This window comes from Priestia sp. YIM B13486 (genome assembly GCF_042787865.1).
Classification (GTDB): domain Bacteria; phylum Bacillota; class Bacilli; order Bacillales; family Bacillaceae_H; genus Priestia; species Priestia megaterium.
This window is the reverse complement of sequence record NZ_JBHZOZ010000015.1, coordinates 1-22,481: the sequence shown is the minus strand read 5'-3', so window position 1 is coordinate 22,481 and position 22,481 is coordinate 1. Positions and strand designations below refer to the sequence as shown.

The 22,481-nt window shown below is 39.4% G+C and carries 23 protein-coding genes and 1 other annotated feature; of the genes, 18 read left to right on the top strand and 5 right to left on the bottom strand.

Features of this window, described 5'->3' with window-relative positions; translation table 11 throughout:
• Positions 1 to 66: 66 nt before the first annotated feature.
• The 3 genes from ACFX4G_RS24885 to ACFX4G_RS24875 all read left to right on the top strand — a co-directional run bounded on the left by ACFX4G_RS24885 (position 67) and on the right by ACFX4G_RS24875 (position 3,026).
• The gene (locus ACFX4G_RS24885; protein ID WP_016765258.1) at positions 67 to 225 is read left to right on the top strand and encodes a DUF1540 domain-containing protein; all 159 of its coding nucleotides are present in this window, start codon (positions 67 to 69) and stop codon (positions 223 to 225) included.
• A 317-nt stretch (positions 226 to 542) separates the two neighbouring features.
• Positions 543 to 1,946 (top strand): alanine permease AlaP, encoded by a 1,404-nt coding sequence (gene alaP / locus ACFX4G_RS24880; RefSeq protein WP_028410948.1) that lies wholly within the window; start codon positions 543 to 545, stop codon positions 1,944 to 1,946.
• Between the two features lie 240 nt (positions 1,947 to 2,186).
• Positions 2,187 to 3,026, top strand: coding sequence for a GNAT family N-acetyltransferase (locus tag ACFX4G_RS24875; protein WP_043978314.1), 840 nt, complete (start codon positions 2,187 to 2,189; stop codon positions 3,024 to 3,026).
• Between the two features lie 29 nt (positions 3,027 to 3,055).
• On the opposite strand, the gene ACFX4G_RS24870 is transcribed toward ACFX4G_RS24875, so the two are convergent.
• Positions 3,056 to 3,454 carry a GNAT family N-acetyltransferase gene (locus ACFX4G_RS24870; protein ID WP_043978316.1) on the bottom strand — a complete coding sequence of 133 codons (399 nt, stop codon included), beginning with the start codon at positions 3,452 to 3,454 and terminating at the stop codon, positions 3,056 to 3,058.
• Between the two features lie 112 nt (positions 3,455 to 3,566).
• On the opposite strand from ACFX4G_RS24870, the gene pdxR reads away from it, so the two are divergent.
• A complete protein-coding gene (gene pdxR, locus ACFX4G_RS24865) occupies positions 3,567 to 4,970 on the top strand; it encodes a MocR-like pyridoxine biosynthesis transcription factor PdxR (protein ID WP_043978318.1) in 1,404 nt (467 codons plus the stop codon).
• Between the two features lie 146 nt (positions 4,971 to 5,116).
• Here the strand turns inward: pdxR and ACFX4G_RS24860 are convergent, their stop codons facing one another.
• On the bottom strand, positions 5,117 to 5,836 hold the full coding sequence (locus ACFX4G_RS24860; RefSeq protein WP_043978320.1) for a poly-gamma-glutamate hydrolase family protein: 720 nt from the start codon (positions 5,834 to 5,836) through the stop codon (positions 5,117 to 5,119).
• 265 nt (positions 5,837 to 6,101) lie between these two features.
• On the opposite strand from ACFX4G_RS24860, the gene ACFX4G_RS24855 reads away from it, so the two are divergent.
• Positions 6,102 to 6,764: an MgtC/SapB family protein gene (locus tag ACFX4G_RS24855; RefSeq protein ID WP_377577673.1), complete on the top strand. Its 663-nt coding sequence runs from the start codon at positions 6,102 to 6,104 to the stop codon at positions 6,762 to 6,764.
• Between the two features lie 43 nt (positions 6,765 to 6,807).
• Here the strand turns inward: ACFX4G_RS24855 and ACFX4G_RS24850 are convergent, their stop codons facing one another.
• Positions 6,808 to 6,990 (bottom strand): hypothetical protein, encoded by a 183-nt coding sequence (locus ACFX4G_RS24850; protein ID WP_340446821.1) that lies wholly within the window; start codon positions 6,988 to 6,990, stop codon positions 6,808 to 6,810.
• A 174-nt stretch (positions 6,991 to 7,164) separates the two neighbouring features.
• Between ACFX4G_RS24850 and ACFX4G_RS24845 the strand changes: the two genes are divergently transcribed.
• Both ACFX4G_RS24845 and ACFX4G_RS24840 read left to right on the top strand, forming a co-directional pair.
• Positions 7,165 to 7,806: an NAD(P)-dependent oxidoreductase gene (locus ACFX4G_RS24845; protein ID WP_043978324.1), complete on the top strand. Its 642-nt coding sequence runs from the start codon at positions 7,165 to 7,167 to the stop codon at positions 7,804 to 7,806.
• A gap of 67 nt (positions 7,807 to 7,873) precedes the next feature.
• Positions 7,874 to 8,368: a GNAT family N-acetyltransferase gene (locus tag ACFX4G_RS24840; protein WP_043978326.1), complete on the top strand. Its 495-nt coding sequence runs from the start codon at positions 7,874 to 7,876 to the stop codon at positions 8,366 to 8,368.
• 21 nt (positions 8,369 to 8,389) lie between these two features.
• Here the strand turns inward: ACFX4G_RS24840 and ACFX4G_RS24835 are convergent, their stop codons facing one another.
• Complete coding sequence (locus tag ACFX4G_RS24835; protein ID WP_043978328.1) at positions 8,390 to 9,139, bottom strand: sulfite exporter TauE/SafE family protein; 750 nt, start codon at positions 9,137 to 9,139, stop codon at positions 8,390 to 8,392.
• A gap of 155 nt (positions 9,140 to 9,294) precedes the next feature.
• Here ACFX4G_RS24835 and ACFX4G_RS24830 point away from each other — a divergent pair, with 155 nt between their 5' ends.
• From ACFX4G_RS24830 to ACFX4G_RS24815, 4 genes are all read left to right on the top strand, one after another.
• Complete coding sequence (locus tag ACFX4G_RS24830) at positions 9,295 to 10,194, top strand: LysR family transcriptional regulator (protein ID WP_043978330.1); 900 nt, start codon at positions 9,295 to 9,297, stop codon at positions 10,192 to 10,194.
• Positions 10,191 to 10,829 carry a hypothetical protein gene (locus ACFX4G_RS24825; protein WP_377577670.1) on the top strand — a complete coding sequence of 213 codons (639 nt, stop codon included), beginning with the start codon at positions 10,191 to 10,193 and terminating at the stop codon, positions 10,827 to 10,829. Before ACFX4G_RS24830 ends, ACFX4G_RS24825 begins: the two co-directional genes overlap by 4 nt.
• 121 nt (positions 10,830 to 10,950) lie before the next feature.
• Positions 10,951 to 11,517 carry a TetR/AcrR family transcriptional regulator gene (locus ACFX4G_RS24820; protein ID WP_043978336.1) on the top strand — a complete coding sequence of 189 codons (567 nt, stop codon included), beginning with the start codon at positions 10,951 to 10,953 and terminating at the stop codon, positions 11,515 to 11,517.
• Between the two features lie 348 nt (positions 11,518 to 11,865).
• Complete coding sequence (locus ACFX4G_RS24815; protein ID WP_043978340.1) at positions 11,866 to 13,092, top strand: DUF819 family protein; 1,227 nt, start codon at positions 11,866 to 11,868, stop codon at positions 13,090 to 13,092.
• Between the two features lie 42 nt (positions 13,093 to 13,134).
• Here the strand turns inward: ACFX4G_RS24815 and ACFX4G_RS24810 are convergent, their stop codons facing one another.
• Entirely contained in the window at positions 13,135 to 14,505 is a 1,371-nt protein-coding gene (locus ACFX4G_RS24810) for an amino acid permease (RefSeq protein WP_162214857.1), read from the bottom strand.
• 67 nt (positions 14,506 to 14,572) lie between these two features.
• Positions 14,573 to 14,804: a binding site (T-box leader), on the bottom strand.
• A 237-nt stretch (positions 14,805 to 15,041) separates the two neighbouring features.
• Between ACFX4G_RS24810 and ACFX4G_RS24805 the strand changes: the two genes are divergently transcribed.
• The 7 genes from ACFX4G_RS24805 (at position 15,042) to ACFX4G_RS24775 (ending at position 22,386) form a co-directional block, all read left to right on the top strand.
• On the top strand, positions 15,042 to 15,926 hold the full coding sequence (locus ACFX4G_RS24805) for a DUF4405 domain-containing protein (protein ID WP_043978345.1): 885 nt from the start codon (positions 15,042 to 15,044) through the stop codon (positions 15,924 to 15,926).
• 109 nt (positions 15,927 to 16,035) lie between these two features.
• Positions 16,036 to 16,221 carry a Fur-regulated basic protein FbpA gene (locus ACFX4G_RS24800; protein WP_034649488.1) on the top strand — a complete coding sequence of 62 codons (186 nt, stop codon included), beginning with the start codon at positions 16,036 to 16,038 and terminating at the stop codon, positions 16,219 to 16,221.
• A gap of 195 nt (positions 16,222 to 16,416) precedes the next feature.
• Positions 16,417 to 17,544, top strand: coding sequence for an NADH-dependent flavin oxidoreductase (locus ACFX4G_RS24795; protein WP_323617859.1), 1,128 nt, complete (start codon positions 16,417 to 16,419; stop codon positions 17,542 to 17,544).
• A gap of 151 nt (positions 17,545 to 17,695) precedes the next feature.
• The gene (locus ACFX4G_RS24790; protein WP_028410966.1) at positions 17,696 to 18,595 is read left to right on the top strand and encodes a DMT family transporter; all 900 of its coding nucleotides are present in this window, start codon (positions 17,696 to 17,698) and stop codon (positions 18,593 to 18,595) included.
• Positions 18,596 to 18,647: 52 nt separating this feature from the next.
• Positions 18,648 to 19,001, top strand: a complete 354-nt coding sequence (locus ACFX4G_RS24785) for a cupin domain-containing protein (protein WP_028410967.1) — start codon at positions 18,648 to 18,650, stop codon at positions 18,999 to 19,001.
• Between the two features lie 406 nt (positions 19,002 to 19,407).
• A complete protein-coding gene (gene ltaS, locus ACFX4G_RS24780; protein ID WP_028410968.1) occupies positions 19,408 to 21,330 on the top strand; it encodes a lipoteichoic acid synthase in 1,923 nt (640 codons plus the stop codon).
• A gap of 75 nt (positions 21,331 to 21,405) precedes the next feature.
• Entirely contained in the window at positions 21,406 to 22,386 is a 981-nt protein-coding gene (locus tag ACFX4G_RS24775) for an LCP family protein (protein WP_406884522.1), read from the top strand.
• Positions 22,387 to 22,481 lie beyond the last annotated feature (95 nt).

Sequence of the window (22,481 nt, the reverse complement as noted above, 5' to 3'; positions counted from 1 at the left end):
GTGAAAATGTTAGAATCGTTATATTTCGGGTAGTAAATAGATAAGACAAGCAAAGGAGGGATAACAGTGGCTCAAGGTGTATTGTGTGAAGTGAATGAGTGCATGTATTGGAAATCCGGAAATAAATGCAGTGCAGAGTCCATTTACGTTGTGAGTCCTGAAAGTAGTCACCATGTTTCTGAAACGGAAGAACCTGGCTGTAAAACTTTTGAACCCGCGAGATAAATGCTAGTTTTTATAAAAAAGCATAAAATGAACGATGCGCTGACGGAGTTGAGTCGGCGTTTTTCTATTTTTAAAAAATACTATTACTTAAGTGCAATAATAAATACATAGTAAAAAAGTAGTGCCTATGTCTAATTGTGCGTTTAAACAAAATGATAAGATAATTTTTTTGTTTTTCGACAAAAGAAAAGTGAGGGAAAGGTGATAGAATACAAATATACAGCCTAGCTGTCTTTTAGCACAAATTTATATGAAAGCGCTAACAAAAAAGGCTGTGTTCATCTCGTTTTGACAGATTGGAAAAAGGGGAGACGTTTATGCAGGGGAAAACTCAGGGGAAAGAATTGAAACGCGGGTTAGAAGAAAGACATGTGACGCTGATGTCCTTAGGAGCAGCCATAGGGGTAGGACTGTTTCTTGGATCTGCATCTGCTATTAAATTAGCAGGGCCAGGAATATTATTGGCGTACGGATTTAGCGGAATGATTATGTTTTTTATTATGAGAGCACTTGGAGAAATGGCGATTCAAAAACCTGTTGCAGGTTCATTCAGCAAGTACGCACGCGACTACTTAGGGCCGCTTGCTGGTTATTTAACAGGTTGGAACTACTGGTTTTTATGGGTTGTAACATGTATGGCTGAAATTACAGCCGTTGGTATTTATATGGGGTATTGGTATCCGGATGTACCAAACTGGATTTGGGCGTTATCGGCGCTTGTCATCATGACAACGGTTAACTTCTTAGCTGTTAAGGCATATGGTGAACTGGAATTTTGGTTTGCACTTATTAAAATTTTAGCGATTGTATTAATGATTGCCGTTGGATTATTAATGATCGTGTTCGGAATCGGCAACGGCGGCGTTGCGACTGGTATCAAAAACTTGTGGGACAACGGCGGACTGTTCCCGAACGGATTCAAAGGTATTTTGCTGTCGCTGCAAATGGTCATGTTTGCGTATTTAGGAATTGAAATGATCGGCGTTACCGCGGGAGAAGTGAAAAATCCCGAAAAATCTCTAGCAAGAGCGATTGATTCTGTCTTTTGGCGTATTCTGATTTTCTACGTCGGTGCGTTATTTGTCATTATGTCGATTTATCCGTGGCAAGAGATTGGTTCACAGGGAAGCCCGTTTGTATTAACATTTGAAAAAATCGGCATTCCAGCGGCGGCTGGTATCATTAACTTTGTTGTACTAACAGCAGCTCTTTCTTCTTGTAACAGCGGTATTTTTAGTACAGGCCGTATGCTGTTTAACTTAGCAGAACACGGAGAAGCACCAAAAGGATACGGTCAGCTTACAAAGGGCGGCGTACCGGGAAAAGCTGTTTTGGCATCAGCAGGTGCGCTATTAGTCGGAGTAGCGTTAAACTACATTGTGCCTGCCAAAGTATTTACGTGGGTAACAAGTATTGCAACATTCGGTGCGATTTGGACATGGGGAATTATTTTGCTTTCTCAAATTAAATATCGCAAAACGTTAAAAACAGGTGAAGAGGCAAAGCTGAAATACAAAATGCCTTTATTTCCGTTAACATCTTATGTGTCACTTGCGTTCCTAGCGCTGGTAGTGGTTCTCATGGCATATAATCCAGATACAAGAATTGCAGTTGTCATCGGACCATTATGGTTTATCGGTCTTATTATCGCGTACTACGCAAAAGGATTTCATAAACGAAGTCAAAGTTCAGCTGCAGCTGAGCAAAAGCTAGTGAAATAACAGAAAAGACCTCTTTCTTGGAAAGAGGTCTTTTTTCATTAGTTTATGTGTGAATGATTAGTTTATTTTAAGGGATCATTGGTACGGATAAATAATGTAGAAAATATTCTATTTATTCTGTACTATTTAGTTAGAGAATTCGTTAATGATTAAACGGTAATTGAAAGTGGATGAGTATGTTAGTTTTATGCTTTTTAACGCCACACAGTGCATCGAAAAGTTGGGAGGACATATGCAGAAATGATTGAAACATTTAGTGAAAAAGACATAAAAGGTTTGCTGCTGTTATCGCAGCTGGAAAAATGGGATTATAGTGAAGCAGATTTACATACGATTTTTTCATCTGGAGACGTATTTGGTCATAGAAATGAGAACGGAGACATCGTATCAAGTGTGGCCGTAATTTCGTACAAAAATCAGTCAGCTTTTATAGGAATGGTGATTGTGAGAAAAGATTACCGAAAACAAGGGTTAGCCGGGCAGCTCATGAAGCACTGTCTGCAAGTTCTTTCCCCTGAGATGAATGCCTACTTAATTGCGACAAAAGAAGGTGAGCACTTATATCAAACAACAGGGTTTAAAACCGTGGACTATGTAAGTAAATACATAATCAGTGAATACACACCAAGAGCATTTAAAGTTTCAGGATTTTATACACGACCCCTAAAGAGAAGTGACTTCAAAGGGATTGTAAAGCTTGATGAAGCAGCATTTGGAGATAATAGAAAGCTATTTTTAAAAAGTAGAATTCAGCAAGCTGAAAAAGCAGTTGTCTTACAAAACGAACAAAATAAAATGACGGGCTATGGTTTAGCGGTTCGTACGCCGAGCAATATCGTGATTGGTCCCGTAGTTGCTCCAAACGCTGAAGCAGCGATGCTAGTCATTGATGAACTAGCGAAGAATTACAAAGAAAAGCTGAGAATTGACCTGTCTTCTCATGAGGAAACGTTAAAGAAACTTGTGGAAAATCACGGATTTCAGCTTCAAAATGAGCCTCCTGTTATGGCGTATGGTGTCAATCCTCTCCCTGCTAGACAGGGCAATCTTTTTGCTATAGCAGCTCAGGCGTTTGGATAAAAAGAAAGGAGAAGCTCCTTTCTTCGCGTCTACCGAATTCTATCAATTTTAAATCCATTATCAATTTGATGAAAGCCGGCTTTTGGATAGTAGTTCATAGCAGAAGGAGCGGAAAGTAAAATCAGCGCGGTTTCTTCGCCGATTTCTGATTGAACGTGTTTGATGAGCTGTGTACCGATTCCTTGCTTTTGATAGTCTTTTACAACAGCTAAATCCGATAAATAGCAGCAGTAGCTAAAATCTGTTAACGCTCTGGCTATGCCAATGAGTTCGCTGCCGTTCCAAGCGGTAATAGTAAGAGAAGCGTGATCAAGCATTCTTTGAATTCGATCAAGGTCTTGTGCAGGACGTTTAATACCTGAATGTACAAACACTTCAGCGGCTTGTTCTGCACGGATTGAGACATTGGTTTTATAAATAATGGTCATTGTGTCATCTCCTTGAAGGATAAGATATAGTCCAGTTTATAAAGAAACTGAATGGAGAGTAAGTGTCAGAAACGGTAATTTTAATAGTATCAGTTAGAAAGGAACGAACACCATGTTAGAGTTAATGCCTTTGCTTGATAAAAGAAAAACAGATCCCTTGTACATGCAGCTTTATATCTACATAAAAAAACAAATTCAAAAAGGTACCATTCCGCCTCATGAAAAACTGCCTTCCAAACGAAAGCTAGCTCTTCATTTAAGCATTAGCCAAAATACGGTTGAAGCAGCTTATGTACAGTTAGAAGCTGAAGGCTATATCGAGATACTAGCCAGGAAAGGAGCATTTGTAAAAGAGATAAAAAATGAAGTCGTGCTTCAAAAACAGCCTCCCGCCTATGTCTCTTTCCCGCAAGAAGAACGGAAATCGACTGCTATTGATTTTAGCCACGGAAAGATAGATGTGGAGAAATTTCCGTATAATACGTGGAAAAAACTAACGGTGCAAGCTATTTATCATGGTGAAAGCCAGCTTTTTTACAGCGGACATCCAGAGGGAGAACTGCTTCTTCGCCAAGAAATTGCAGCATACCTTTACCACTCAAGAGGAGTGCGCTGCACAGCGGAGCAAATTGTGATAGGTGCAGGTACGCAGTATCTTATGTGGCTGCTTTCTGTCACGTTGGGGAAAGAAAAAATAATTGGGTTTGAAAATCCGGGTTTTCACCGGACGAGGCACGTTTTTCAAAAGCAAGGTATGTCAGTGATCCCTGTTTCTCTTGATGATTCTGGCTTGAAAGTGAAGGAACTGAAAGAAAGCGGAGCGGATGCCGTATACATTACGCCGTCTCATCAATTTCCCATTGGTATGGTCATGCCGATAGCAAGAAGACTTGAACTACTAGAGTGGGCGGCAGAAACGAATGGCTATATTATAGAAGATGACTATGACGGGGAATTTCGCTATAAAGGAAAACCCATTCCCGCACTTCAAGGATTAGATCAAGACGATCGCGTTATTTATACGGGAACGTTTTCAAAGTCTTTGATGCCTTCTCTTCGAATAAGCTATGCCGTGCTGCCACACCGGCTTCGTCCAAGCTATGTAAAGCACTGTGAACTTTTTAAACAGCCTGTTTCAAGACTTCATCAGCATACGCTTTTTCTGTTTATGAAAGAAGGGCACTGGGAACGTCACTTGAATAAAATGAGAACAGCATACCGCAAGAAACAAGCCCTGCTGCTAGATTGCTTGACTACTACTATGGGAGAACGTGTAGATGTTATTGGAGAACATTCTGGGTTGCATATTCTTCTTAAGGTGAAAAACGGAATGAATGAACAGAAACTAATTGAAGCAGCTGCCAAGCAAGGGGTATCAATTTATCCAACGTCTATTTATTATCATAGTGCCGGTGACAACAACACGCCTTATGTATTGCTTGGATTTGCCGGACTATCTGACGAAGAGATAAAAACGGGCATAGATTCGCTGTTTAAAGCTTGGTTCGTCCAATAAGAAGTGAAATTAAAGAGTTCTTTAAACAAAAAGACTTTAAACGGTCTATTTTAGCGAGAGAAATAGATAAGAACCAGCGCGTTTGATTATACAGACTGCGCTGGCTTTTTTGTTTGGAAATCAAGGAACAGGCAAGAGTTGATAAGTTAGTGAACTTGAAAGTAAAGGAAAGTTTGATAGGAAGAAGATGCTTCTTGTAAGGAAGATACAAATGTATGGAAAAGCGGCGTTACATTCATGCGGTTGTTTCTCGACCAGTCGTGGTTTGCGAAAAATGATTTTCTTAGTTCGGCCGTCAGTTCAAGCTGTACTCCAGCTTTTAACAGATTATCGTTCACAATATTTTGCTCGCTTGTTCCGGTTATATCAGAAGGGGCGTCACGGACTGTAAAGCCGTGTTTGCGCAGCGATTGCTTTACCAGCTCTTTATAAAGCTGATTTTTTCCGCCTACATATACGATAGGCTGACTACCGCTATAGCCGTGAATCGTCATGCCGGACATACTTTGCTGAGCCATTCCTCTAGCAATCGGTTCGTCAAAGTTTTCTGAGGTTATGTGCAGAACTCCGTTGTTAGTGGACTTGATGCCTTCGAATAAATAATAAGAAGCGGAAAAGCGATCGGCGAGTTCTTTGGCAACTTCTGATGTGCCCGGTTCAATTCCTCCGCCGTGAATGGCCATAATGGATAGGTAGCTAAAGCGCTGTTCGTAGCGAATATCATAGTCTTGATGGAGAATCTCGTGCTGCTGCAGTTCCGCATAGGAAGAGTAAGAGTCACCGCTTGCATAAGAGGGAAGGGGAATCAAAAAGAAGTACATCAAACATAGCAAAGTGCTCGTACTCCATGTGAATAAACGGTTCATCAATAATCACCTCTATTTATCCTATGATAGGTAGAGGTGATTATTAGTGTTTTCGTCTGTTTATAAAATGCAATTTTACTTGAAACTCAATAGGCTCGCGTTCTAATCTTCCCCCCTCATCAAATCTGCTGTAATAATCGATAACTTTACCCACTTTGATTAGCCTCCACTTCAAAAAATGGTTATAGTAAATTATAACAAAAATAGAAATAGTTAATAGGTGTGTTTATGAAAAAATGAAGAGGAAGAGAAAGGGGGAGGGAAAATGACCGCAGCTTTTATTAGTCGTCTAGCTCTATCCGGTCTGTTAGGAGCTTTGGTTGGATTAGAAAGAGAATTTAGAGCAAAAGAAGCGGGCTTTCGCACTCATTTTTTAGTTGCTGTCGGTAGCACGCTGATTATGTTAATTTCGAAATACGGCTTTTCAGATGTGCGTCATCAAGATCATATGGCCCTTGATCCGAGCCGGGTTGCAGCACAAGTAGTAAGCGGTATTGGTTTTTTAGGAGCAGGTATGATTATTATTCAGAAGCAGCATATTAGAGGGCTCACAACAGCCGCAGGCGTATGGGCAACGTCGGGAATTGGTTTAACCATTGGGGCGGGTATGTATACAGTCGGCATTAGTGCAACTATATTGGTGCTGATTGGCTTAGAAATATTGAACGTGATGTTTACATCTCTTTCTACTCATTCCCTTTTAATTAAGTTTCGTGCAGCGAATCAAGAGGATATTTATGAGCTTCTTGATAAGATTGAAAGGGAAAATATTATGATTTCATCCTATGAAATTCACCGAGACCATCATCAAGGTGAACTGTTTTATTTTGTTGAAATAAAAGGAAAAGCAAAAAAGAAAGGGAATAAAGTAGAATTGATTAAATCAATTCATTCTATGGCTCACGTGTTATTTATTGAAATTGAATAAGCACTTATTTATTTTTCGTCAAAGAGATTAAGGCATAACTAAATTAGTCTAAAGTCGAACAAACGGATAAAGGAACCAGTATGGATCGTTTATACACCGCGGGTGATTTCCGTGCAAGGCTTCGCTTTCCGCGGGCGGCAGGTGAGCCTCCTCGTCGCTTGCGCTCCTGCGGGGTCTCACCTGCTCCGCTTTTCCCGCAGGAGTCTTCGCCTTGTCCTTCAATCAACCGCTAGAAGTATCGACATATATATAACCTACGTTCGGATCTTCCTTCAACTAAAAAACTTTCGCTTCAGCCTCTTTATTCGTTCTCTATCTTGCTTAAATCGTTTCGCAGTGTTTTAGCATAGCAAAAAAAGGCTATTACCTAAATATAGAGAATTTTACTGGAGGTTATAAAATGAAAATTGGAGTCGTAGGTGCTACAGGAAAAGCAGGAAGTTTTATCGTAAAAGAGGCTTTAAATCGCGGGCATGATGTAACGGCAATCGTACGTGATGGGGGCAAAGTAGAAGAACGGGATGTTCGTACATTGGAAAAGGACATCTTTGATATTACGGCAAACGATATTGAAGGTTTCGACGCAGTAGTGAATGCGTTTGGAGCTCCTGAAGGAAAAGAACATCTGCATGTAGAAGCGGGGCAATCGTTAATCCATGTATTTAAACAAGCTCCGGACGTTCGTCTTCTTGTTGTAGGAGGAGCAGGCAGTTTGTTTGTTGATGAGGAGAAAACGACGCGTCTAGCGGATACGCCTGATTTTCCAAAAGAGTACAAAGCGACAGCTGACAATCAAGCTCAAAATTTAAAAGACTTAGAAAGTACAAGCGATATTAATTGGACGTTTATTAGCCCAGCAGCATTTTTTAATCCTTCAGGAAAACGAACAGATGCTTATAAAACAGGGAAAGATCATGTTATTTTAAACTCAGAAGGAAACAGCCATGTCAGCTATGCTGATTACGCCATTGCAGTCATTGATGAAATTGAGCGAGGAGAGCATATAAACGAACGCTTTACCGTTGTATCCGACGCTAGATAAAGGAAAAGCCGCTTTATGCGGCTTTTTTTGTGCATGTTATACTATGGAAAAAGGGGTAAGGTATAGAATGGATAATACAGTAAATGTAGCACTAGCGTTTTATAGTGAAGCCTACGAGTCATCTATACATAGCTATACGTTGCCTAAAGAGCAGCTCATTTATACGGCACTTCCCGCTGAAGCCTTAGCTAGGTGTAAGCAGGAAAAGGATAGAACGCCCGTTTTGATTTTGACAGAAAACAAAGTAGCCGGCTTTTTCGTGCTTGACGCAGGGAAAGCTGTTAAAGAATATACCGAGAGCTCCGGCGCGCTTTTAATACGGTCGTATTCCATTCATCCTGATTATCAAGGAAAGGGAGTTGGCAAAAAGTCATTGAAACTTCTTCCTTCTTTTATCAACCATCACTTTCCGACTAAAAATGAAGTGGTGCTAGGCGTGAACCATAAAAACACGGCGGCGCAGCATCTGTATAAACGAAGCGGCTTTGTTGATACAAACCGGCATATTTTTGGAAACCAAGGAAAGCAGTTTGTTTATCAGATGGACATAAAAAAAGCTTGAACAAGAGTTCAAGCTTTTTTCTTATATAACAAGTAGGAAACTAGAGAAAATAGGCAGCGCTACAAGGGACGTTTTTAATACGGGAGCAGGTACACGATTTGTAAACTTTGCTCCAATATAGGAACCGACCATTGTGCCGACCACTACTTGGATCAACAGTGGAATATCTAAAAAGCCCTGCTGATAATAGCCCATTCCCCCGCCGATGGCAATCGGAATAATAACGAGCATTGTCGTTCCGGCCGACTGACGAATAGACAAGCCTAATACCATCATAAGGCCAAGCTGGATAAATGGAGTTGATCCAATTCCAAACATTCCTGACAGAGCGCCTGTGATTAAGCCAATTAGTAAAGAATAGACGATAAATTTAGCTCCTGTTGGAATCGTACGTTCTTTTTGCTGACGGGAAAATAAAAACATACGCAGCCAAAGTAAAACGCCAGATAATAAAAGCATACCGGCTGTTAGCCACTTTAGCTCGCCTTCTGGGATAAAGGATGAAAGGTTAGACCCAATCCAAGCGCCTAATGCACCGAGGATACCAACAGAGATACCGGATTTTAAAGATACGTTACCTTCGCGGTAATGACTGACGGCGCCAGATAAAGAAGAGAAAATCATTGCGGTAAGAGCCGTTGCGAGAGCAACGTGTACAGATACGCCGTACAGCAGCGTTAAAATTGAAATAATAAAACCTGATCCGCCTGCTCCGACAAATCCTAAGATCAGTCCGACGGCTAACATTGTTAAAACAATTGAAACATCCATAAACTAATTCCTTCTTTCAACACTTATTCTATGCAGACACATAACATTTTTAGCAAGTGCTACGTTCTTCATTTAAACATGAATTTTTTATGACGTCCAATGTATAATTTATATGAAATTGATAGTATTATGTAATAAGTAAAGGATGTGAAAAAATGGAATGGCAGCAGCTCGAATATTTTAATGTTGTAGCTCAAACGGAACATTTCACAAAGGCCGCAGAAAAATTATCAATCGCCCAGCCTACGCTCAGCCGCTCAATTTCTAAATTAGAATCAGAGCTTGGCGTGCCGCTATTTGAACGAAAAGGAAGGCAAGTTATTTTAAATCGATACGGACGGCTTTTTTATGAACGAACGGCTAAAGTATTAAACGAAATGGAAGAAGCTAAACGTGAGCTTTCAGATTTGATTCATCCTCACCGCGGCAGTATTTCGTTTGCTTTTTTAAAATCATTAGGCGCTTCATCCGTCCCAAAACTAGTTCATGCTTTTTTACAAGAGTATCCGAACGTTCAATTTCAAATTTTTGAGAACGCCACGAACATCATGCTCGATCAGCTTCAAACAGGAGAAATTGATTTTTGTATGTCTTCCGTAACGGAATCCAGGGCAGGAATTCAGTGGGAATATTTATGGAAAGACGAGCTGTACGCGTATGTCCCTGATACGCATTCTTTTGCCTCAAAACAAGTGCTTTCGATTTCAGAGTTGGCTCATGAATCGTTTATCGCGTTAAAAAAAGGATACGGAAGCCGAACAATTTTTGATCAGCTGTTTGAAGAAGCGGAGATTGTCCCAAATATTACGTTTGAAGGAGAAGAATTTTTGACGGTGATTGGTTTTGTAGCGGCTCATTTAGGGGTTGCCTTGCTTCCTGAAATAAAGGGAGTGGACTTGCGAGGCATTAAAAAAATAAAGCTCAAAGAAGACTCAGCTTCAAGGGTAATTGGGATTGCGTGGAACAAGGATAAATATTTAACTCCTGTTGCGAAAAAGTTTCAGGAATTTTTAATTCAGTATTTCAAAGACCATCATACAGGAGGAAAACGATGAAGAAAATTGCTTGCCTGCACGCTCATCATTCGAACATCTCTTATATAGAAAAAACGCTGCCGTTTGCGAACTGTATGCATTTCGTAGACCCCGGCCTTGTACATCGGATAACAACCGACCCTAAGTTTGCAGCGGAGGCAGCAGCTGCAAAAGTAGAAAAGCAGTTAAAGTGGATGAAAGAATGTTCATCGGATGCCATTTTACTCACGTGTACGAACTACATTGCTCTTTTACCAGAAGCATTTACAAGCGATATTCCAATTATTAAAATCGATGAGCCTTATTTTCGCCGAATATGTGAAATAGAAGAACCGCAGCTTATCGTGTTTACAAATCCGGAGACCATAGAAGGAACAATGAAGCGTCTAGACGAATTTGCATTTTATCAAAATGTAAAGATAAAGGTTCGCCCTGTTGTGATAGAAGGTGCTTTTGAACTAGTAATGACTGGAAACCTAGAGAAGTATAAACAGAAGGTAAAACATGTCTTACATGAGCTAATAAAAGAGCATAACACTGTTGTTTCAGTGGCGCAGCTCTCGATGGTAGAAGCGGCGGCGGAGGTAAGCGACCGTATTATTACGCCTCTTCAACCGTTAGCGGAAGAAGTAAGAAAAACAATTATTAGGTCATAAGGAATGAAAGAAAGAAAAAACGAATGGTAAAATATTCACTTTATTTTGACAAAAATTTCATTTCCTTATATGATAAGTAGTGTTATAGAAACCACTTATTATATAGGGGAGGCATCGTTTTGTGAAGAAAGCAAATGCACGCGATAAGATTTTAGAAACAGCATCGCGGCTTTTTCAGCTGCAAGGCTATCATGCAACAGGATTAAATCAAATTATTAAAGAGAGCGGGTCGCCAAAAGGGTCTCTTTATTATTATTTTCCAAAAGGGAAAGAAGAACTGGCGATTCACGCTGTTCAATATACGAATAAATACGTCCAAGTTCAAATTAAAGAAAGTCTAAATAAATCTTCTGACGCATCGCAGGCTATTCAGTATTTTATTGAAGAATTGTCCAAGCAGTTTGAACACGAAGAAAGCATTGCTGGTATGCCTGTTGGGCTGCTGGCTGGAGAAACAGCGCTTATTAATGAACCGCTGCGCGAAGTCTGCTACGCAGCGTTTCAAGATTGGGAAAAACTTTTTAGAGAAAAAATGATAGAGAGCGGATTTCAAGAAAAGCAGGCAGGAGAGCTCGCAGTTGTGATTAACTGTATGATCGAAGGGGGGATCTTGCGTTCGTTAACAGAGAAAACAAGCGCTCCTTTGCAGCAGATTCAGCAGCAGATTCCAGTTCTTGTTCGTAAATAAAAAGTGAGGCTGGGACATAACGAAATGAATCTAATCTAAAGACTAACAATCGGAATACATGAGCTGGACTGCTTGTGACACCGCAGTTGATTTCCGTGCAAGGCTTCGCCTTGTCCTCCAATCAACAGCTAGAATTAGCTACCAACATAAAACCTACGTTCACTATAATCATAAAAAAACACGAACTATTCATCCTTTGTGATAGATAGTTCGTGTTTCACTTTAACTAGACTACTTTGTCCTCGACTCTTTTTTATAGATTGACGGAATTTGGCATATATTGATAAAATTTAAAGTGTATTTTCTGAAAATTCTATTTCTTGAAAAAGAGAAAGAAAGGAGTAGCTTGTGATTTTTACTATTATTCAAGCTGATGATACGTGGGCACTATGGGGAATTCTAGCGATTTGGGCTTCTGTTAGCATTTTTCTCGAACAAAAGTATAAGTGGGCTTCTTTTCTGTCAGGAGCTATTATTGCGCTAGCGGGAGCGCTTATCCTATCAAATTTAAAAATCATTCCAACAGAGTCTCCGGTTTATGATGCGGTTTGGGCGTATCTAGTACCGCTTGCCATTCCATTATTGTTATTTCAAGTCAACATGAAAGAATTATTTCAAGAAAGCCGGAAGCTGCTTTTTATTTTCTTAATCTGTGCAGTAGGAACGGTTATAGGGAGCACGGCAGGCTTCTTGTTATTAAAAGATTATATTCCTGAACTAGCAAAAATTGCAGCTGCTATCGGCGCTTCTTATGTAGGCGGAGGGGTTAATTTTGCTACCGTTACGGCTAAATTTGAACCATCAAGTCAAATGGTTTCCGCGACGGTGGTTGCTGATAATATGGTCATGGCTTTGCTGTTTGCCGTGTATATGTTTGTTCCTTCTATGAAGTTTTTTAGAAAACATTTTAAGACGCCTCATATTCAAGAAGTAGAGGCTGGGCAATATGGAGAAAATGATCGCCATACGCTTGCAGAAAAATATTGGGCAAAAAAAGAAATTTCGTTAAAAGACGTGGCGGCTTCAATTGGTACATCATTTTTTCTAGTGGTTGCATCGTTTAAATTAGCCGAATGGTTTGGAACAATCATTCCAACCGGTCCAAATGTTTCGGTAGTTCAAACATTATTACATACTATTTTGAGCGAAAAATACTTATTGCTTTCCACACTTACGTTTCTTGTCATTTATCTATTTCCTTCTTATTTTAAAAACATTAGCGGAAGCCAAGAAATCGGCACGTACTTCATTTATATTTTCTTTGTTGTCATTGGAGTGCCGGCGTCCATTCCGTTAATTGTTGAAAAAGCACCTCTTTTGATTCTATTTGTGCTCATTGTGGGACTAAGTAATTTAATAGTGGGGCTGCTTTTAGGAAAAGTATTTAAAATTGATTTAGAACATATTTTACTGGCGAGCAATGCAACGGTAGGGGGACCTACGACAGCAAGTGCAATGGCAATTGCTAAAGGATGGGGAAGTTTGGTTGGTCCTATCTTGGTAGTAGGAACGCTTGGCTATATTATTGGTAACTATATCGGCTTTGCACTTGGCTATTGGTACTTATCATTTTAAATAAAAAAACGCCTCCTCTGATGACTCAAAGGAGGCGTTTTTTTATTTAGCGTGCTTGACTGCCGATGATCGATAAAAGCGGCCTTTAAAGATATACGTAGCTGTAATAAATAAATAGATAGCTAGTGTAATAGCCGTAATAACAACGGAGGTTGTGCAGATAACACCAATTAAAATAGCGCTTAGTGCAATTAGGGCAGCCCACGTCGTATAAGGAAACCATTTAACAGAGTAGCTGCTCGATGCTTCTGGCTGAACTTTGCGGGACTTTAAGTGTGCGATCGCAATAATCAACCAAATAAACAACACGGTATATCCTAAGGATCCCATCAAATAATCAAATGTTTTACTTCCTGCAAATAAGGAAATCAACACGCCCACATAAAGAGATGATGTACACATTAAGATTGCATAGACAGGAACTCTGTTAACAGAAAGTTTCGAAAATATCTTCGGCACTCGACCGTCTACTGCTTGCGTATACAAAATACGTGATGAACCGTAAAGCCCTGAGTTCATTGAAGAAATAACGGCTAACAAGATCACGGCATTCATAATATGATCTGCTCCGGGAATTCCAAACATTTTAAATACCATTACAAAAGGGCTTTGAGAAACGCCGTTCACTTCATTCCAAGGAATCAAGCTCACGATGATAAAAAACGGGAACAGATAAAAAGCAATGATGCGCGTTAATGTGCTGCGCACGGCTTTTGGTACTACTTTTTCAGGGTTTTTTGTTTCAGCTAGCGTTACCCCGATGATTTCAGTTCCACCGTAAGAGTAGATGACAACTAGCATCGCTGTAATTAACCCAGTTGGTCCTTTAGGAAAGAAACCGCCGTGATCGCTCAAGTTCGAAAAGCCCGCTGCGGTATGGTGACCAAATGATACAAATAGTAACAGAAGTCCAGCGATGATAAAGATTACAATGACCGTAATTTTAATTAATGCTAACCAGTATTCCGTTTCAGCAAATGCTTTGACCGAAAGCAAGTTAATAACTGTGACAATAACGGATACGCCTAAAGCAAGCATCCAAATTGGATAATCAGGAAGCCAGTACTGAATAAAAATAGCTGCTACAACAGCTTCAGCTGCAATGTTTAACACCCACATTTTCCAGTAAATCCAGTCTAAAAAATAAGCGGGGTAGCTTCCTAAAATCGACTGAACTAAATCACGAAACGTTCGTGCGTCACTGTTTCGAACCGCCATTTCAGCAAGACCTTGCATAATGAATAGTAAAATAATTCCGCCAATTAAATAAGCAATGATAACTGATGGTCCTGCCATATCAATAGCTGAGCTGCTTCCTTTAAATAAACCAGCGCCAATTGCTCCACCTAGCGCCATCATCATAATGTGACGTGAAGTCATTGTTCGCTGCAAACCTTGGTTGTCCTTCTTCATGACTTTTCCCTCCACTTTTTTATAAAATAAAAAAAGCTTATCGTCTCCTACCTCATTATCAAATGAGAGAAGAGACGATAAGCTTTAGCTAACCGCGGTACCACTCTTGTTGGCTCTTAAAGAACCCTGCTTAAAACCTGATAACGAAGGTTAGACGTTAAAACTTAGAGAATACTTCTGCATTCTTTCTGAATTACCACTCCTGGGCGAGTTCAAAGTATTATTGGACTACGTTACACCAACCCGTAGCTCTCTTGACCGAATAATAAGCTTCTACTACTCCCAATCGCTGTGTTTTTGATTAAAATCTGAAAGTTCTTGATGAATAACCATTACTATACGTGCTTCTTTTTTCTTTGTCAACAGCTATTTTCTAAAAAATAAAATGATGGAACTTTGTTTTTTATAGAATTCAGGACTGGTTATTTTGGTAAAAAAACCAGTCGTTTCACCTAATTTTCACCAACTCTGCTTACATTAAGAAATATGAAAAAGAGGTTGTTTTGACAAATACATAGCTGAGGAGAATGAATAGAGTGAAAAAGATGATGTACGTCCGATTTGGACTGGATCTTTTAATGGCTGTTACGTTTGTTTTATTTTTTAACAAACAAGTATTGGGAGGGTTAACGTTTCATGAAATTGCGGGGCTAGCGATTGCCGTCGCCTTTTTTACCCACGTGCTGCTAAACTGGCAGTGGGTAAAGAAAGTTACGGTTAAATTATTTGACCGCAAGCTGCCGCGCAGAACAAAGTTTGGTTACTTTTTAAATATCATGCTGTTGATTACGATGTCATTTATTATGATTAGCGGTATTTTTATTTCAAGAGTAGTATTTCCAAATATTAATGTGGGCAATGAACAATGGTTTAAGGTTTCGCATATTTCGGTATCATTTTTAGTGTTAATTCTAGTAGCCGCTCACATAGGTCTTCATTGGCAATGGGTTATAAATGTATGTAAAAACATGACGAAATTCAAAAAGTCAAAGAAAAGCTTGAGCATAGCAGCTAAGCTCGCAACCGTTGCATTGTTAGTCGTTGGTATATACGAAATAAATGAGACGAGTTTTCTTGGAAAGCTTGGAGGAGTAGCGAAAGTACTGAATTTAAGTTCCTCAGATATGCCGCAAAAAGGCGGTGGGAAGCCGGATTTTGATCGCCATTCATTTGGCGAGAACAAATCTTCGGCGACGGCATCTGCTGGTCACGAACGTCCGAACTTTGATCACGATGGCGGAGGTCCGGAAAGAGGGATGAAAGGAAAAGAAGGCGGTTTTGAAAGTCCGAATCCTTTTGTTGTAATCGGTACTTATTTTGCTATTATGTCGGTTTTTATTATTGTTATTTATTATATTGAAAAAATATTGTCAGGAGTAAAAAGACGCAAAAAAATGGCGGGTCCGGCTGCGGAAATTTAAAATAAAAAAACTCTCTATTTCACTGTTTTTTCATCGTACAGAAGTAAAATCCTTTATGTAAAAGCGAATGCTTTGCAAAATTAAAATGAGATAAACTTAGGTGGTGGAAATGGTGAAACAACACACACAGCCTGAAACGGAACATAAGAGAAATTGGTTTATTAATGCGCTATTGAATTTTGGTATTTATAAAAAAGGAAATCGGCACCTATACGAACTGACACTTCAAGAGTTAGAAGCTCAATATGTAAAAGTAAAAGCATTCATGTATAATCAGGGACCTCTTTCGCAATGATAAAAAAGCACTCAGTATATGAGTGCTTTTTTATATGAGAAAGTCTTATTCTTTGACAGGCGAAACTGTACAGATTAAAATAACAGTATATTTTAAAGTTACAGTTTTAAATGACACATATTATAGGAAGGAAAAACAGTTTCTACCTATAATATGCCAATATTTTTGACCGTATCATTTTTGGAGGGAAACAAAATGACAAATAAAAAGTATGAGCCGCTTTTACAGCCGTTTACTTTTTCAAATGGCATCAAATTAGATAACCGCGTTATTCTTGCGCCTATGACAAATTTTTCATCAAATGAAGATGGAACAGTATCAAATGCAGAAGTAGACTACTATGTACGACGTTCAAACGGTGTTAGCATGGTCATTACAGCATGTACATACGGAACGCCGAACGGCAAAGGATTTCACGGAGAGTTTGCTGCAGACAGCGATGAAATGATTCCTAGTCTGCGCCGTTTAGCAACGTCCATTAAAGATCAAGGAGCAAAAGCAGTTCTTCAAATTTTTCACGGAGGCCGCATGTGTCCGCCTGAGCTTGTTCCAAATGGAGAGGTTGTTAGCGCAAGTGCTGTTGCTGCAGAACAAGAAGGAGCACCGGTGCCTCGAGAGTTAACAAATGAAGAAATCGACGGCATTATTCATGATTTTGGTGAGATGACGCGCCGTGCTATTGAAGCAGGATTTGACGGAGTTGAAATCCACGGAGCAAATAACTATTTAATTCAGCAGTTCTTTTCTCCGCATTCTAATCGCCGCCAAGATAAATGGGGCGGTAGCGTAGAAAAACGCTTAACATTCCCGCTGGCAATTGTAGACGAAGTAAAGCAAGCCGTTTCTAAACATGCAAAAGAGCCATTTTTAGTAGGCTATCGCTTCTCGCCAGAAGAGCCTGAAACGCCTGGAATTACAATGGCTGATACGTTGAAGTTAGTTGATGCACTAGCAGAAAAAGACCTTGATTACCTTCACGTATCGCTAATGGAATTCTGGTCAAAACCTCGCCGAGGCGTGGAAGATACTCGTTCACGTATTGAGATTATTCAAGAGCGCGTAGGAAGCCGCGTACCTGTGATGGGCGTAGGTTCTATTCATACAGCAGACGAAGCAGCAGCAGCTCTTGAAACCGGCATTCCACTGCTTGCGATTGGCCGTGAATTAATTATGGATCCAGACTGGGTTCAAAAAGTCAAAGAAGGCCGTGAAAATGAAATTGTGACAACATTAAGCAAAAAAGATCAGGAAAAGCTTGTGATTCCTGACCCGCTGTGGCAAGCCGTTATTAACACACCAGGCTGGTTCCCGGTTGAAGATTAAAAGAAAGACAGAAAAGCGCAAAGACGATGGGACTGACCCCGTGTCTTTGCGCTTTTTGCTTTTTCATGGAACAGAGCTTATGAACCATTAATTTACAAATAGACTTCTTTATGTTTGAATAATAATAGTTTTCTGAAAGTGAGGTGGAAAAATGAAAGCTGGCCCAATGGTAAAAATGATGGTTTCAATGAGTATTTTTGGTTCAATTGGCTTTTTCTCCACACAAACTGGACTTCCTTCTTTTGATTTAGTATTTGTTCGCTGTATTTGTGCAACGCTTTTTCTAGGAATGTGCTGGTTTGTAACCGGTGAATATAAAAGGGAGAAATGGAATGCCAAAGAAATAAAGCAGATTTTACTGTGCGGCATATTCCTTGTGTTTAACTGGGTGTTTCTATTTAAAGCATTTGAAATGATGTCCGTTACGGTAGCTATTTCTATTTATCATCTTGCACCCGTCTTAGTATTGCTTCTGGGAAGCTTTATCTTTAAGGAGAAATTAACGGTTCTTGGCGTTATGTCTATTTTCACTTGTTTTGTGGGAACACTTCTGATTATTGGGGTGAAGGAACTTACGATTGATGGCTTCATGTCTTCAGGAATACTGTGGGCGCTTTTAGCCGCTTTGTTTTATGCATGCACAACGCTGCTTGGCAAAGGAATTATTCATACGAGTGCTTACGCTGTTACATTTATTCAGACTTTTTTAGGGATTTTTTTATTATTGCCGTTTGTTCATTTTAGTGATTTTCATTTCTTAACAGCGGCCAATTGGACAGCTATTTTGGTAACGGGCTTTGTACATACTGGTTTAGTGTATTATTTGTTTTTCGACAGCCTGCGCTACTTAAAAACTCAGGTGATTTCGGTTCTAGTGTTTTTAGATCCAGCCGTTGCTATTTTATTAGATACAGCATTCACGGGATTTCGCCCGACGCTTTTTCAGCTGGCAGGCATTGTTTTGATCTTTTTAGGAATGCTTTTTACTTTGAAGCCAAAACCTTCATCTAAAAAAAGTATTTCCAATAGCAAGATTAAAAAGATCACATAGAATTTCTATTTCATCTGCAGGTCTTCATTTATTAGAAAAAGGGGAGCTAGTCATGAAAGTCAGTAAGCAAAACGCAGAACACTACGTGTGGGGAGGAAAATGCGATGGGTGGCACCTAGTGAAAAATAAAGACGTAAGTATTATTCATGAGCGCATGCCTCCTCATACGAAAGAGGTAAGGCATTATCACACGAGAGCACAGCAATTTTTCTTTGTGCTAAAAGGAACAGCTGCTCTAGAAGTAGACGGAATTATTTATGATGTAAAAGCACATGAAGGAATAGAAGTGCTTCCGTCCATTCTTCATCAAATGATGAATCGTTCGAGCGAAGAGATTGAGTTTCTAGTTATTTCACAGCCCTTTGCACACGGAGACCGCATAGCTGTTGATGAAGATAAAGACTAAGCATAGATCAGTCTATTTTTACTAGTCCTAACAGCAAGCGAAGAATAACGTCCAGTACAATAGTACCTTTTCATTCAGTATGTGAAATATTATGCCTAATAAAATAAAAATACTTTTATTGCAGAGCAGAAATGTGGTAAATTAATATGTATGCAATATAGGGAGAACAAAATTTACAAATTAACAATTGTGTAATATTAACATCACGATAAAAAATAAGAGATTACAAGTTGAAATGTAAATTTTGTAGATGACTAAAAAAAGAGATGAAGATGATATTGTTTGACAAATTGAATCATTTTCAGGTAATCTTTTGCAGGACGTAACCGTTACGATTTAATGTAGGGGACTTTCCTGAGGTTAGCTGAACATGAAATCTCTACTTTTTAGTGAAAGGAATTTGAAAATGAAAAAACTATTTTCAAAGCCGTTGTTTTACTTTTTTATAGCGGTTTTATTCATGTGGATCAAGTCTTACATGTCTTACAAAGTGGAGTTCAACTTAGATATAAGTGACTCAATGCAAAAAACGTTATTGTTTATTAATCCAATTAGTTCAACTTTGATCTTTTTAGGGTTAGCATTGTTTGCAAAAGGGAAAAGAGCCATCGTTTGGACGCTTATCCTTAGTACAATCATGACGGTCATTTTGTACAGCAATATTTTATATTATCGATTCTTCAATGACTTTGTGACATTGCCTACTTTAACGCAAACAAGCAATGCGGGTCATTTAGGAGGCAGTATCGCTGATTTAGTAAAAGCTCACGATATTTTTTACTTTGTAGATATCGTTTTACTGATTGCGCTATTGTTTGTTAGAAAAATCGAATGGCCAAAAGCACGCCTTAAATTCCGCTATACGTTCATGGTACTAGCGGCAGGAGCTATCGCTTTTGCAATTAACTTGCACTATGCTGAAAAAGATCGCCCTGAATTACTAACAAGAACATTTGATCGCAACTACCTAGTGAAATATTTAGGAGCATACAACTACACGGTGTATGATGCAGTTCAAACGTTTAAAAACTCAAAGCAGCGAGCATTCGCAAGCAGTGATGACTTAACAACAGTGAAAAACTTCAGTACAAGTCACTATGCAGCTCCAAATATTGAGTATGCCGGTAAAGCAAAAGGAAAAAACATTATTAAAATTCATCTAGAATCATTTCAGTCGTTCCTGATTAACTACAAGTTAAACGGGCAAGAAGTAACGCCGTTTTTAAACTCATTAGCAAATGGAAATGAATTTATGTATTTTGATAACTTCTTCCATCAAACAGGACAAGGTAAAACAGCTGATGCAGAGCTTATGATGGATACATCATTATACGGCTTGCCTCAAGGATCAGCATTTAGCTTAAAAGGCCGCAACACGTACCAAGCAGCACCAGCGATCTTAGATCAAGAGGGCGGCTATACAAGTGCCGTTTTACACGGAGACTATAAAACGTTCTGGAACCGTAATGAAATTTATAAACAGTTCGGTGTGGATAAATTCTTTGACGCAAGTTATTACAATATGACTGGTGATAACAAAGTAAACTATGGATTAAAAGATAAGCCATTCTTCAAAGAATCTATGCCAATGCTACAGTCATTGAAGCAGCCTTTCTATGCGCATATGATTACATTAACAAACCATTTCCCATTTGTCCTTGATAAAGGCGATGCTAGCATTGAGCCGGCAAACACAGGAGATGGAACGGTAGACCGTTATTTCCAAACGGCTCGTTATTTGGATGAATCACTGCAAGAATTCTTTACAGAGCTAAAAGCTTCAGGCTTATATGACAACTCAGTTATTATGATTTACGGTGACCACTACGGTATTTCTGAAAATCATAACAAAGCAATGGAAAAAGTTCTTGGCGAGAAAATTACGCCATATAAAAACGCTCAGCTTCAACGCGTACCGTTCTTCCTTCACGTACCAGGCGTAAAAGGTGGAGTGAACCATACGTACGGCGGTGAAATTGACGTAGTACCTACGCTTCTTCACTTAGTGGGAATTGATAGTAAAGAGTATGTTCAATTCGGTACAGATTTATTATCAAAAGACCATGATCAGGTAGTAGCATTTAGAAACGGTGATTATGTTTCTCCGAAATACACGTCAATTGACGGCAAGTATTACGATACAAACACGGGAGAAAGAATCACAGCAACAGACGAAGCGAAAGCTTATAAAAAGAAAGTTGGAAGAGAGCTAGAACTTTCTGATAAAGTGTTATACGGTGATTTATTACGATTTAATAAATTAGATGACTTTAAACCGGTCGATCCATCAAAATACATGTATGGAAAAGACCAAGAAACAGAAAAGTAATGTAAGCTTTCACACCATACAATCCAAACAAGCAAGTAGAGGAGCTTTTTAAAAGCTTAGCTACTTGCTTGTTTTATGAGAACTTCATTGAAAAAGAAAGCTGGTGACAGAAACGTGGAGCGAACAAGACGCAAAAGAAGAAGAAGAGTTCGATGGGGCAGAGTGTTCTTTGCTTTGTTGTTTCTTTTTATTATCGTTGGAGGCATATACAGCTATTTCCAATATAAGCAAGGGCTATCGATGGCAAGCGATGGTAAATTTGCGGATGACGGCACGACATTTGAACAGTTTCAAGGCAGTCTCCCAAATAACGGAGAAGTAAATATGCTGCTGTTAGGAAGTGACTCGCGCGGGGAAAAGCATTCTCGTACAGACTCTATTTTAATTGCTCACTACGATTCTAAAAGCAAACATCCGAAAATTGTTTCCCTTATGAGGGATATGTATGTGGATATTCCAGGACACGGCAAGCAAAAGCTGAATGCTGCTTACGCGTTCGGAGGTCCTGAGCTGCTGCGTAAAACGATCAAACAAAATTTTGATATCGATATTAACTATTATGCAGTTGTGGACTTCGAAGGGTTTTCAAAAATTGTAGATACGATTGCACCTGATGGCATTAAAGTAACCGTGCCTCACGACATGTCTTCGGGAATTGGTATGACGCTTCACAAAGGTACCCAAGTTTTACACGGTGAACAACTGCTTGGCTATGTACGTTTTCGTCATGATAACATGAGTGATTTTGGACGCGTTCAACGCCAGCAAGAAGTCGTTTTAAAGCTTAAAGATGAAGTAGCAAGCCTAAACAGCGTGTTTAAAATACCGAAGCTTCTCGGCGTAATGGATCCTTATATCGATACAAATTTAGATACAAAAAGTATGATGCTTCTCGCTAAAGATGTGGTAACAGGAAACATGAAAGATGTTCAAAGTCTGCGACTGCCGTTAGACGGATCGTTTGAAAACAAAACGTATAGCGGTGTTGGTATGGTGCTTGCTATTGATTTAGATAAAAATAAAGAAGCGCTGCAAGAATTTTTAAATGACAAATAAAGAAAAGCCTCGAGATGAATGGGACTGACCCCTGATTTCGAGACAGGGATCAAAACACCTTTTAAACAGCCAGTTGTCGGTATTGTACCGGTGAC